The sequence below is a fragment of the Candidatus Pyrohabitans sp. genome (assembly GCF_054014795.1).
In genome coordinates, this window is record NZ_JBPMGE010000012.1 from 1 (window position 1) to 11,900 (window position 11,900).

Here is an 11,900-nt window from a genome sequence, read left to right on the forward strand (position 1 = left end):
CGATGACCTCAGCCCTGCCCCTGTACCAGCCCACTGCGGGGCAGCCTATTCTCAAACAGGGGCGACAGTCTCTGCAGAGGTAACCCTCGCAGCGCTCTGAGACAACCCTGGGTGGGGTCCTCCACAGCCCCATCTTCCTGCCCATGAGGGCGCAGGGCTCTTCTGCGACTACCACGCGCACGCCTCGCCTCGATAGCGCCTCTTCCAGCGTGCGCAGCGTCGCCTCAAAATCATTGGGCTTTACCCTTACCACGTACTCTGCACCCAGAGCTTTTACCAGGGCGAGGAAATCAACCGCCCTGGTTTCACTACCCGTAGCTGTGACTCCAACGCCCGGATGGGGCTGGTGCCCCGTCATGGCAGTGGTGCGGTTGTCCAGGATTATCACCAGGATATCGGCTTTGTTATAGGCGGCGTTGAGCAGCGCCGGCAAGCCTGCATGGAGAAAGGTGGAGTCGCCTATTATCGCCACCACATCCTCGCCCACGCCGGCATGGTAAAAACCCTGCGCCTGACTGATGCCTGCGCCCATGCACAGGCAGGTGTCCATAGCCTTTAGCGGCTTAAGTGCGCCCAGGGTATAGCAGCCTATATCGCCGGTATATATCTTGCGCTTTGTAACCTTCTTAAGGGCATAGAAGAGTGCCCTATGGCTGCAGCCGGGACAGAGCACCGGCGGGCGGGGAGGCAGCTCAAGCTCTGCTCTGCGCTCAGGCGGGGGATCATAGCTTACGTCCAGAAAGCGCGCAATTGCCTCCTCCACAATCTCCGGTGTAAACTCACCTTCGCGTGGCAGCAAGTCCTTGCCCCTCACCTTAACACCGCTTTCCATCGCCCTGAGCTGCTCCTCAAGGAAGGGTTCAAGCTCCTCAACCACGAGCACCTCGCTGAGGCTGCTCAGGAACCTCTTCACCAGCTCCTCTGGCAGGGGGTGGGTGAATCCCAGCTCAAGAAGGGATACCTCCACGCCCAGGGTTTCGATGGCCTCGAGCACATAGTTGCGCGCAACACCAGAGACTATTATCCCCTTCTCCCCGGCTATGCTCATGCGGTTCAGCTCACTCTCACTGGCATAGCGCTTCAGCAGGGTGAGCTTTTTGTTTAGCACAGGGTGAAGCGCCCGCGAGTGCGCGGGTACGCAAACATAGCGCCCTGGATTTTTCACAAAGCGGGGCTCCTGCCCTTTATAATCAGGAAGCTCTCCCAGCGCAACATCGCCCTTCGCGTGGCTTACCCGCGTTGTCGTGCGCAGCATCACAGGCGTCTGGAATTTTTCGGATATCTCGAACCCCAGCCTGGTGTAATCCTTCGCAGACTGCGCATCGTAGGGCTCAAGGCAGGGTATCTTTGCAAACCTCGCCAGGAGACGGTTGTCCTGCTCATTCTGCGAAGAATGCATTCCGGGGTCGTCGGCACTCACCAGCACCAGAGCAGCATTGGTGCCCGTATAGGCGAGCGTGGCGAGGGCATCCAGAGCGACATTCACACCCACATGCTTCATCACCGCCATAGCGCGCACCCCGGCGTAGCTTGCGCCAATCGCTACCTCGAGGGCAACCTTCTCATTGGTGCTCCACTCTGCGTGTATCCCCAGCCCCGGAGCGACGCTGGCGATGGCATCAAGGATCTCACTCGACGGCGTACCAGGATAGGCCGCGACCACCCTCACCCCGCCCTCCAGCGCGCCCCTCGCTATGGCAAGGTTGCCCAGGAGGAACTCACGCCTGCCCGGCTCATTCACAGCTATATTCAGCTTCGCCATCGCTCAGCCTCGCAAAGTAAAGTTACCATGGAGACCAACAACAGAAAGGAAGTTTAAAATAATAGGAGGGCAAAGAAAAAAGTATGGTAACTGTAGGCGAGGCGATGACCCGGCATGTGAAGACGATCTCGCCAGAGGCAACGCTTGCAGAGGCCGCACGCCTTATGCGAAAGTTCAAAATAGGCTCCCTGGTGGTAATGGAAGGAGGCAGGGCGATAGGCATAATCACAGAGCGCGACCTGGCATATAAAATCGTCGCAGAGGAGCGGTCCCTCCATCACAAGGTGCAGGAGGTGATGAGCAGGGATTTGAAGTTCATCTCCCGCGATGCAAGCTTAAAGGAGGCGGCGAAGAAGATGGCGGCTCATGCGATAAAGCGTCTTCTGGTGGGAAGTGAGGAGGATCTGGAGGGGATTATAACCACCACCGACCTTGTGAGGGCTGAGAGGATAGGCGAAGACCCGCGCAGCTACAGCTTCACCTAGCTCTTCCTCCTGAAGAGCCACCACATCACTATCAGGAAGAAGGCGAAGGTGACCAGGGTTGCAATGAGGAATACCAGAAAGTTTGTCGTAAGGAACATGATAGAAATTACCACTGGAAGCATAAAACTTTTACGTTTTGTTTTGCTGCTTGCACTTGTGCTTACGTCTGCGTGTACAACAGAAGATGGGACACTCTACGAGTTGCAACATGGCGAGCACGTGGCCAAGGTATACGGCGACATGGAGGAAATCGGACGTATTAATGAAAAGTACGCGGCGGGTGAAGTGGGCTACGTGGAATACGCTACAGAGATTACTGAGGCTCTGCTTGCAATGGAAGACCACCTCCTGGAATTCAGGCGATTCCTGAAGGAGAACCACAATGAGCTCACAAAGGCCGGGATAAATGTAACAGAAAGTGAAGAGTGGGTCGAGACGCAGCTCCGCCTTACCGGGGAGATAGCCGCTGGTGTGGCAGGGAAGCTTGAGAGCAGGGGCTACCGGGGTAAGATGCTGTCAGAACTGAGGCGGCTGGGAGAGTATGCAGAATAAGCTGAGCGTCGGGGCGGGAATGGCTTAAAATTTACCAGTAAACTAATTCTGCATAACTAATATCCTTTCCCCCTGTGGAAGAACCTGAGGAGGTACAGTCTATCTCCCTCCACCTTATAGATAAGCCGGTAGGGCGTGATTCTCACCGACCGCTCCCCCTTCAAACCGTATCTTAAAGGCTTACCCACACTCGGATCTGCGATTATCCTCTCTATCTGCTTGATAGTCTTCTCTTTTGTCTTCTTGTCTTTAATTTTTTTAAAAGAAGTTTCAAATCTCCTGGTCCAGATGACCTCTTTTATCACCACTTCTTTATCTCCCTGAGAAAGTCCTCCACCTTGGCACGGCGATATTCGCCTCTTTCAATTTCATCCCAGGCTTTGCTTATCTCCTCAAGGACTCTGAAGTCCTCATCCTCTATGGGACCTCTTATGGGCTTCATTATTATCATCCCTCTGCTCATGTCCACAGCCAGAGGCATGCCGGGCTCAAGTTTCAGAGCATCCCTTATAACCTTGGGTATTACCACCTGCCCTTTACTACTAAGCCTTGCAATCTCAGGAATTTTAATTTTTCTCTCGGTCATCATGAGGTAAGTAATTCTTACCATTGAAAAAATTATTGTGTCAAAAGTCAGCAATTACTGGGACGTCGGGGCGGGGATTTGAACCCCGGAGAGCTTACGCTCATCAGCTTAGCAGGCTGACGCCATACCAGGCTTGGCTACCCCGACTCATGCATATCCAAAAACATATCGAGTTTAACTATTATTATCCTGCTATGGAGAAGAAGCGGCGCTAATCCGCGGGCATTGGAGCAGCGGCCGACAGTGCCCGATTGATCTTCTCCACCATTTTTTGAATATTGAAGGGCTTCTGAATGTAATCCACCGCCCCTGCCTCTTCAACTGCCTCATACAGCCCCTCTGCAGGACTCATGATTGTAAAGAGGATTATAGGAATATTTCTGAACCTCTCATCCATTTTTATCAACCTTGAGACCCTCACCCCATCATTGCCGGGCATGAAGTAGTCCATAAGGATAAGGTCAGGAGAAAAGGAGTTCAGTTTTTCAATACATTCGTCCCCGTTAAGAGCAACCTCCACCCCATGCCCCTCACGGCCAAGTATAATCGACACCAGGTAGGCTATCTCCTCGTCGTCGTCAACCACTAAAATCCTCGCCATATAACTTTTTTTATAATTTTCATTCAATATAAACCTTTTTTTGAATTAAAATTAAATTGCGTTGGAATAGTTTTAGATGTGGCATAATATGCAGATATAACAAAAAGCGGGCGCGCACCGGGGTGGGAACCTCTTCCCCGCGCCAGTTGACCGCGGCACAGGCTCAGAGCCGCACCCCCGTAAGCACCGCATGTCCCGCCTACCGCTGCTCTCTTCCGAGCCTGACGGGGTTCAGCGGGCAGACCCCCTTTGCGCATCCCCTCCGAGACACGCTGGGGGACCACCGGTCCTACGGGACGACGCTTCATCACCGTGCCGCGGGCTGAAACGCGGGGTCAAGCGCTCCGCCCCCGGAGCTTCGGCCCCTGCATATCGACGGTTTCAGGCTACAGGGGACGCCGAACCCCCCGGCCTAGCCCGCAGAGTATTTTAAAAAGCTTAACGAGTCAAAAGATAGGAACCATAGGGGCGCCGCACCCACTTCGTCACCCGGAACATAGCTCCGGGCAACCCCTATTACCCCTTCCTCACCTGATGAGGGGCGCCGCACCCCTTCGTCACTCAAGGCTCGCCTCTATGGTTATGAACACAGGCCCGCCCACCTCGATGCGCTTCTCCCTAGCTGTGATGTAGCGCCTGGCGACCTCGTCCAGGGTCAGGTTTATATCGCCCAGGCTCTTTGCCATCCCCACGCGCACCCTGGCAGAGGACTTCCCTGCTTTAGCCGCCTCTTCTATCCTGGCTGCCGCAAGGAGAGCAATCGCCTCAAGGTAGGTTATCCTCTCCACACCTTTTTCCTCTCCAGGGGGTACGCCGAGTATGTTTCCCTCGACTACGACCACTTTGTTCAGCGCCGCCGGGCCGAGAAGCTTTGCATTTGGCTCTCGTTCCACCAGCTTCACCCTAGCTCGCCTGCCAAGAATCTTGCCCTCGTAGGCAACAAATTCGCAGGGCGATGGCGAGGTTGCCTTCTTCCGCGCTGTCGCAGCGACCGCCTCCGCAAGCCTCCTTCCCTCCTCGCTTTCTGGCGTGCGCTTCAGGTAGAGCATCTCCGCAAGTTCAGCATCACTCAGCCGCCACTCCGCGTAGAACTGGGGATACACCAGCTCCCGCACATCTTCGCTGCCAGAGAGCACCATAGCGAGACGCTCCACGCCCATGCCGAGGTTCATCACAGGAACCTCTATCTTGTACCGCGAGAGCGCCACCGGCGAGTAGATGCCGAAGGTGGCCACCTCAACCCAGCCAACCTTCGGGTGAAAGGCATACACCTCGGTCTGCGTGCCAGGTGTGTAGTACTTGGAGCGCTTCTCATCCGGGCGGAACTCAAACTGCGTAAAGCCGAAGCGCAAGAGCAGAGCCCTGGCAACAGCCTTGCCGTCGTCGACGCTAACCCTCTCGCCCATAACAATGCAGCTTGCAGAAAAGTGGCTCCTCAGGTGTGTGCTGTCCTCCTGCTGCTCCCTGCGGAAGCACCTATCTATGGAGAAAAGCTTCAATGGCAGCCTTCGCCTGCCGTAGAGCGCCGCAAGGGTTAAGAACCACCCGCTGGTCATGTGGCTGCGCAGTGTGAGCGTCGTCGCCTCTGGTTTGAGCTCCCTGAACTCAGGGAAAACCTCCTCCAGCACCTTCGTGGCGAGGGCGTCATCTATATCAAGCGCCTCTGCAAGGCGGTATATAAGGTCATCCCCGCCGAACTCGCCCTTCTTGTAGCCGTGGAGCAGGCTCTGGAGCATTTCTCTATCCTTCACCTCCACGCCAAGTGAGCGGAGCATCGCCAGCTTCTCATCGCTCAAGCCAACGTCAGGACGTGGCAAGCCTGCGAGGTAAAAGCAGCGGTCGAGCACAGCAAGTGCCTCAGGTCCAAACTGGCGCTTTACCTCCTTGTCCTCGATGAATATGGGGTTGACCACCTCCTCAAACCCCAGGCCGAGGTAGGCTTCGCGAAGCTTTTGAATGGTATCGAAGAGGAGGTGGGGTTTGCCCTGCGAAACGCCCTCGTAGCTGGCACCCAGCCCCTGCGAGGGTATGAGCTCTGCGGTCTCCTCCCACGCCCTTTCAAAATTCTTCTTCGCGAGCTTTGCAATCTTCTTGCTGTTCCAGAGGCGCATGAGGGATACTCTCGGCTAAGCGATATAAAGGTTTCTGGACTCATAGATGGCGGAGAGCCTCAACCGGATTCAAAGAGGACGCCTTCAGCGCCGGATAAAGCCCAAAAACAATGCTCATAATGACAGAAAAAACAATCGAAAAAATAACTAACCATGGTGGTGTAGATATGAGCTGCGGGATTTCCGAAGAGACCTGAAAGGCCCTCATCAGAGCAACACTTACAATAAGGTTCCCCACCTTAGCAACCGCCACACCCGCGATGGTGCCAGCTGCGCCACCGATAAAACCCAGAACTCCTGCCTCCACAAGGAATATCTCCAGTACGTGTTTCCTCTTTGCCCCAATCGACTTCAGCACTCCTATCTCCCTCGTTCTCTCAAGCACGCTCATGAGCATTGTGTTCATTATGCCAAAGCCTGCTACAATTAAAGCTATTGAACCTATGGCAAAGAACAGCGCCTGCACAGTCTTGAAGAAGCTACCTATGGATCTGACTATCTTCTTCAAACTTATAACATTCCCTCCGGTAATTTCTTCAATCTCCTTGGAGATTCTCTCAGATTCGGCAGGATTTTCTATCTTCACTACTATCTTAGACACTCCTTCCTTGGAGTTCATAATCCTTCGTAGCGTTTCCCTGGGCACAACTACCGCGTTGTCTCCACCAGAGAATACATCACCTGCAAGGGCACCCTCTTTCAGAATACCAACCACCTTAACTCTGTACTCCTTTTCATCTTCCATAGATTTAATAACAACCTGCCTTCTTAAGCCAATCTGAATAATATTTTCTTTTTTTACATTCCTATTTGCATAGTTTGCGCTCTTCTCCTCCACTCCCGAAATGTTCTGTCTCCTGAAACCGAGCACCACCGAATACCTATCGCTGCTTTTGAGAAATCTCCCCTCCCTGACATCAACGCCGAGCTTTTTCTCCCTCGCGGGATCAACACCAATCACAGCGCTGGGTTCTACCCTGCCCCTGTATTTTATGAAAAAGAAGCCCTGAAGCCTCGGTGCTGCACCGGTTACGCCATTAATCCTCTCGATTTCCCTGACATGCTCGAGAGTGAGTTTTTTCTGCTCTCCTGTAGCTTTGTCAAAGCCCGGCGTAATCACAAGCTCGTTGCCCACATCGCCGAAGGAGCCAATTACGAAATTTTTGATTCCCTCACCGATGGACACGAAAAGCAGTATTGAAGCTATCCCCATGGCTATTCCCAGAATTGTTAAAATACTCCTGACCTTCCGTCTTTTTATGTTTCTCACTGCTATTGTACACATTTCAGCAAACATGCTCTAAATCCCCAGGAGCCACCGGAGGAATCTGGAAATTAAACCAGGGTTATTGAGTTCACCTTCAGGCTTGGATTGGGGGTTATTCCCAACTGAGAGCAGAATTACTTTTTTAACGATTCCCCTTTTGTTGCTCTCGTCTGTATACCGGATGTTTACTGGAATTTTAGCCACGCTTGAGCCTTCTTTAAATCTTAATCTGAACCTTACTGTTGAGAAGTCATCTGAGCTGAGGGTTCCCACATATGTACTTTTCGGGTTGACGACATACCCATCGCCTTCTGGTATTTCGACTTCGACAAAGCCAGCATCCACTCTTGCGATGTTTATAACATCGAATTCCAGCTCAACATCTCTGCAGCAGGGCACCTGAGGTGTGCCATCGGTGTACCCTGAAGAAGGGTTTAAGGATATACTGGTTATCTCAAAATTTGCAGGAGTGGCTACATTTATCCCCAGGGTATAATTTTCCTTCACCCGGTGTCCACCTGCCTGCCTGTATTCAAGCACCACTGGCATGGCATAGCTACCGGGCTGGGCATCTCCTGCAACCCTGATCTGGAATTTTAGCCTGGTCTCTCTCCCGGGAGCTAAGGAGGATATGTAGCGGTAGTATCCCAGCCCCTCAGGCAGAAATGGCATTGAAAGCGTTAGCCTGGCTTCAATGTCGCTCAGCTTCCTGCTTCCTGAGTTTTTGATATTCACCTCGGCGTTGAGCACGTCTCCTGGCAGGGGAGTGAGAGGGGCGGTGGTGAAGTTCTCAATCACAAGCTTTGAAATGCCGGAGACGGTGACGTAGATGGGAAAGATGTCCCTTTTTATTGGATCATCCACGTACACCGCCTTGAGCTCAGCCCGGTATATACCCGGCGAAGCTCTCTCATCAATGTTCAGATTGAATCTTAGAGTGGCAGTGGCATTGGCTTTTATCCCTGCGAGCACAGTCTCATAGCTTGTCTTCCTCACTCTAGCACCGTTTTCAAGGTACTCGAAGTAGAGGGGTTTTGAGAATTTGAGGGTGAACTTTATTGTACCCATGTCGTAGGAACTGGGGTTGTTTATTTTTATTATGAGAGGGATGTTCTCATCGCCGGGGTAGGCTTCTATCCCCCTGTTATCCCCCCACTGAACGCCCACCACCTCGATGCCCACCCTTTCCGAGTGGATGGAAGGAATGGCCAGGAGCATCACTGCCAATACTACGAGATAATATAACCTCATGCCACCTCCCCCGCTATCCTTCCATCCTTTATTTTTATAATCCTGTCTCCAAATTTGGCCATCTCCATATCGTGGGTGACCATAACCAGAGTAGCTCCGTGACTCTCTCTGAGCTTTAAGAGTGTCCCCATAACCTTAACTCCTGTCTTCGAGTCAAGCTCGCCTGTGGGTTCATCGGCGAATATTATCTCCGGGTTGTTCGCCAGCGCCCTTGCTATGGCAACACGCTGCTGTTGTCCACCGGAGAGCTGCAGTGGCGTATGCCCGAGCCTGTCGCCGAGACCAACGGAACGAAGGAGTTTCTCTGCCCTTTTACGCCTTTCCCCTGCGCTTATCCCCGCAAATACCATAGGAAGCTCCACATTTTCTAGGGCAGTGAGTTCTGGCAGGAGGTTGTGAAGCTGAAATATAAATCCTATCTTGGAAGACCTGAGCTCTGCCAGCTCGTCCTCTTCCAGCGCAGTTATCTCATTACCATTGATGTAAACCCTACCACCCGTGGGTTTGTCAAGCCCGCCCAGGATGTGTAGCAGGGTGGATTTTCCGCTCCCACTCGCCCCTACTATAGAGACGAATTCCCCTTTTTCCACCTCTATGTCTATGCCCCTGAGGGCATGCACCAGGGTTTCGCCCATATGGTAAACCTTACTTAGCTTTTCTGCCATTATCATGCCCGTAATTAATGCTGAAACGATATATAAAACATTGTTTCGTATTTTGAAACAATATATAAAGCCGTTTACAGAAAATTTTATCTATTGTTTCATAAATAAGAACAGAAAGCGAGATGAGAGGTTGAGGAGTTATGGATGTGCAGGAAGTATCTAAAGCTGGATGTGAATCCTTCACTGACGAGGAGGAGGTTGCACAAAATGCTTTCCCACTTTGAACCTGCTGTATTAAAGCTTGAAAGCGATTCCCTGAGCTCGAACAACAAAACGATAAGGTACGCCCTGGAGCTGAAGAAAAGAGGCTTTTCAATCAGGGAGGTAAGGCTCTTCACACGTTACAAGCGCTCCCGCAGTAAGAGCAGGGAGCATCACCTCATCGCTGTCACGCTCACCAATGACGCTAAGCGAGGTGGATTGAAAGGAAGCGAGCCGGGAGGCAATGAAGCGGAGGAGAGGAGGTGAGAGTGGATGGATAGGAAGATGAAACTTGCCTATGCCGGACTCATGGTGCTGCTGATGGTCGGTGCAAGCGTGGGTACAGTGGTGGCGGAGAGCAGTAACTTCTACTTGGGTCTTTCATATTATGCTAGTAAGAACGGAGCTAGTCCAGAAGCTACAGCTCTTATCGGCCTTGTCGGTGTTTACCAGTCAGCAATATGGTCCTATGCACTCGCCACAGCAGGATTTTCTGCAGGTACTACTGTGTTAGCAGCAACAGGAATATCTCTGTAAAATTATATTTTTCCATTTTTTATTTTTATATTATTGAGTCGAGTGGGTGTTTAAATATGAAGAAGGAATATCTGGCCTCTAAAGAGCTTCGTGAAATTGCAATAGAATTTACATTATTATCGTTGGGCTTAGCAGGTGTAATAATATTCTATCCTTCTATAACAATTAAGGAAATGCTGTACATTACTGTAATTTTGGGTGCTGTATATGGATGTTTGTTGTCTTTCCAGCTTATCAGAATAAGTAAAATCAAAAATATTGGTGTTAAAGAATTAATAATTAATATAAATTTGCTTGCCATTCCCTATTTAATTATTACTTATCTGGTTATACATTTTCAAGATTTCACAATAGCTATTCTATTTATATCTTCTGCTTTATTATCAGCAGGCGCATATTTATTGTTTATACGGTGGAAAGCATGTTTCAGTTAGGTAAAAATAACATAATAAACTCAATAGTAATATGGTATTTAGCTTTTATATTTGGAATGTTAATTTCTTATTTTACTAATGTCTCTGTAGATTATTTAAAATTTATAAAGAAAAATTATAACATAGAGCCTATATTTAGTAATATTTTAATTCATAATTTCGAAATAACTGCAATATTGGTATTGGGCTCTTTAACACTTTCTGTTTTAACAATTTTTGGCATATTTTTAAATGGATTCGCTACAGGTTCGATTATTATTACTTATTCGGCTGTTGTTCCATTATATATTCTGTGTTTTTTAATTCTCCCACACGGAATTTTTGAATTTCCTTCAATTTGGCTTGCCGGAGCTGCTGGCTTGAAAGGTTCCCAGGTGTTTCTCCGCTACCTTCGCGGTGGAGAATTTGTCACAAGAGAGGACATAAAGGAATACCTCACTCTCTCAGCCCTTTCTGTGGTTCTCATAGTCATAGCCGCCTGGGTGGAGGCGAATATAACACTAAAAATCGCCGAGAGGCTTCTGTCATGATTGGAATAATTGTAAAGCCAAAAAGCTTCATATCCGAGAATCTAAATCACAGATACAGCCTGAAGAAGCCCCTTGCCCTTGTTTCCTTTATATCCATCCTGGGAGGAATCTCCGGTTTTCTAATAATGCGGAAGCTCATGGATAGCCTGCCTGGAGAAATTCACTCTATCTTCATGGTGGGCTCTGGGATAGGCCTGCTATTTGGCATCCTTGGGGGCATAGCGATGTGGGCGATAATGACAGCCTTCTTTCACATTCCAGCGGTGCTGATGGGCGGTGGCGGCGACTACCGCAAGCTTTTAGAGTTGGTCGGCTACGCTCAGGTACCGCTTGTCTTCTCCTCATTAGTTGCCCTGTTGGTAATTGCCGAGTTTTCTCCTGACCTAACACCCGAGCTTATGCGGAATAGAGCGGCAGTGGAGCAGGCTTTTCTCAGCGTTCCAGCTTTTAAAGCTTCAAGAGGATTTGGCAGACTCATGCTCTTCTGGAGCCTGTGCCTATCGGTAATTGCCGTAAGGGAAGTTTACGGAATCTCAACAAAGAAAGCGGCGATATCTGTATTTATACCCGTGCTGCTGTATGCAGCAATTTCGGAAGGGATCAAGAGGTGGATTGGAATTTAAAAGCAAAAGCAGGGAGGTGAGGTAAGACATGCTGGCAACAACCACAGAAACAATCCCGGGAAAAGAAGTAGAAGAAATTCTCGGAATAGTAAAGGGGAACACGGTCAGAGCCAAGTGGTTCGGCAAGGACATCCTCGCGGGACTGAGAAACGTCATTGGCGGCGAACTCAAGGAGTACAGCGAAATGCTTACTGAGGCAAGGGAACAGGCATTGCAAAGGATGATAGAAGAGGCAGAAGCTCTGGGAGCAGATGCTGTAACAAATGTGCGTTTTGCAACCTCGCCAGTGGTGCAG

At 50.5% G+C, this 11,900-nt stretch carries 16 protein-coding genes, 1 tRNA gene and 1 other RNA gene; 8 read left to right on the forward strand and 10 right to left on the reverse strand.

Annotated features, from left to right (window positions below):
* Positions 1 to 1,762: indolepyruvate ferredoxin oxidoreductase subunit alpha (gene iorA, locus ACXJJW_RS01060; RefSeq protein ID WP_456473864.1), on the reverse strand; the 1,762-nt coding region annotated here is incomplete at its 3' end.
* 83 nt (positions 1,763 to 1,845) lie between these two features.
* Between iorA and ACXJJW_RS01065 the strand changes: the two genes are divergently transcribed.
* Entirely contained in the window at positions 1,846 to 2,247 is a 402-nt protein-coding gene (locus tag ACXJJW_RS01065) for a CBS domain-containing protein (RefSeq protein ID WP_456473865.1), read from the forward strand.
* Positions 2,248 to 2,388: 141 nt separating this feature from the next.
* Complete coding sequence (locus tag ACXJJW_RS01070; RefSeq protein WP_456473866.1) at positions 2,389 to 2,799, forward strand: hypothetical protein; 411 nt, start codon at positions 2,389 to 2,391, stop codon at positions 2,797 to 2,799.
* A gap of 56 nt (positions 2,800 to 2,855) precedes the next feature.
* Here ACXJJW_RS01070 and ACXJJW_RS01075 read toward each other — a convergent pair whose 3' ends face one another.
* From ACXJJW_RS01075 to ACXJJW_RS01115, 9 genes are all read right to left on the reverse strand, one after another.
* Positions 2,856 to 3,104: a type II toxin-antitoxin system RelE family toxin gene (locus ACXJJW_RS01075; RefSeq protein ID WP_456473867.1), complete on the reverse strand. Its 249-nt coding sequence runs from the start codon at positions 3,102 to 3,104 to the stop codon at positions 2,856 to 2,858.
* On the reverse strand, positions 3,101 to 3,409 hold the full coding sequence (locus ACXJJW_RS01080; protein WP_456473868.1) for an AbrB/MazE/SpoVT family DNA-binding domain-containing protein: 309 nt from the start codon (positions 3,407 to 3,409) through the stop codon (positions 3,101 to 3,103). The genes ACXJJW_RS01075 and ACXJJW_RS01080 overlap by 4 nt, the downstream gene beginning before the upstream one ends.
* A 39-nt stretch (positions 3,410 to 3,448) precedes the next feature.
* Positions 3,449 to 3,532 (reverse strand) — tRNA-Ser (locus ACXJJW_RS01085).
* A gap of 64 nt (positions 3,533 to 3,596) precedes the next feature.
* Complete coding sequence (locus tag ACXJJW_RS01090) at positions 3,597 to 3,986, reverse strand: response regulator (RefSeq protein WP_456473869.1); 390 nt, start codon at positions 3,984 to 3,986, stop codon at positions 3,597 to 3,599.
* Positions 3,987 to 4,090: 104 nt separating this feature from the next.
* Positions 4,091 to 4,409: signal recognition particle sRNA (gene ffs, locus ACXJJW_RS01095), an RNA gene on the reverse strand.
* A gap of 134 nt (positions 4,410 to 4,543) precedes the next feature.
* Complete coding sequence (gene sepS, locus ACXJJW_RS01100; protein WP_456473870.1) at positions 4,544 to 6,097, reverse strand: O-phosphoserine--tRNA ligase; 1,554 nt, start codon at positions 6,095 to 6,097, stop codon at positions 4,544 to 4,546.
* Between the two features lie 40 nt (positions 6,098 to 6,137).
* Complete coding sequence (locus ACXJJW_RS01105; RefSeq protein WP_456473871.1) at positions 6,138 to 7,394, reverse strand: ABC transporter permease; 1,257 nt, start codon at positions 7,392 to 7,394, stop codon at positions 6,138 to 6,140.
* A 3-nt stretch (positions 7,395 to 7,397) separates the two neighbouring features.
* Positions 7,398 to 8,615 carry a COG1361 S-layer family protein gene (locus ACXJJW_RS01110; protein WP_456473872.1) on the reverse strand — a complete coding sequence of 406 codons (1,218 nt, stop codon included), beginning with the start codon at positions 8,613 to 8,615 and terminating at the stop codon, positions 7,398 to 7,400.
* Positions 8,612 to 9,286: an ABC transporter ATP-binding protein gene (locus tag ACXJJW_RS01115; RefSeq protein WP_456473873.1), complete on the reverse strand. Its 675-nt coding sequence runs from the start codon at positions 9,284 to 9,286 to the stop codon at positions 8,612 to 8,614. Before ACXJJW_RS01115 ends, ACXJJW_RS01110 begins: the two co-directional genes overlap by 4 nt.
* Positions 9,287 to 9,424: 138 nt before the next feature.
* On the opposite strand from ACXJJW_RS01115, the gene ACXJJW_RS01120 reads away from it, so the two are divergent.
* The 6 genes from ACXJJW_RS01120 to ACXJJW_RS01145 all read left to right on the forward strand — a co-directional run.
* Positions 9,425 to 9,748, forward strand: coding sequence for a hypothetical protein (locus tag ACXJJW_RS01120; protein ID WP_456473874.1), 324 nt, complete (start codon positions 9,425 to 9,427; stop codon positions 9,746 to 9,748).
* A gap of 6 nt (positions 9,749 to 9,754) precedes the next feature.
* Positions 9,755 to 10,018, forward strand: a complete 264-nt coding sequence (locus tag ACXJJW_RS01125; RefSeq protein WP_456473875.1) for a hypothetical protein — start codon at positions 9,755 to 9,757, stop codon at positions 10,016 to 10,018.
* A 56-nt stretch (positions 10,019 to 10,074) separates the two neighbouring features.
* On the forward strand, positions 10,075 to 10,452 hold the full coding sequence (locus ACXJJW_RS01130) for a hypothetical protein (protein WP_456473876.1): 378 nt from the start codon (positions 10,075 to 10,077) through the stop codon (positions 10,450 to 10,452).
* The gene (locus ACXJJW_RS01135; protein ID WP_456473877.1) at positions 10,440 to 10,982 is read left to right on the forward strand and encodes a stage II sporulation protein M; all 543 of its coding nucleotides are present in this window, start codon (positions 10,440 to 10,442) and stop codon (positions 10,980 to 10,982) included. Before ACXJJW_RS01130 ends, ACXJJW_RS01135 begins: the two co-directional genes overlap by 13 nt.
* Positions 10,979 to 11,605, forward strand: a complete 627-nt coding sequence (locus ACXJJW_RS01140) for a YIP1 family protein (protein WP_456473878.1) — start codon at positions 10,979 to 10,981, stop codon at positions 11,603 to 11,605. Before ACXJJW_RS01135 ends, ACXJJW_RS01140 begins: the two co-directional genes overlap by 4 nt.
* Before the next feature lie 28 nt (positions 11,606 to 11,633).
* Positions 11,634 to 11,900 (forward strand): YbjQ family protein (locus tag ACXJJW_RS01145; RefSeq protein ID WP_456473879.1); only part of this gene is annotated, 267 nt, incomplete at its 3' end.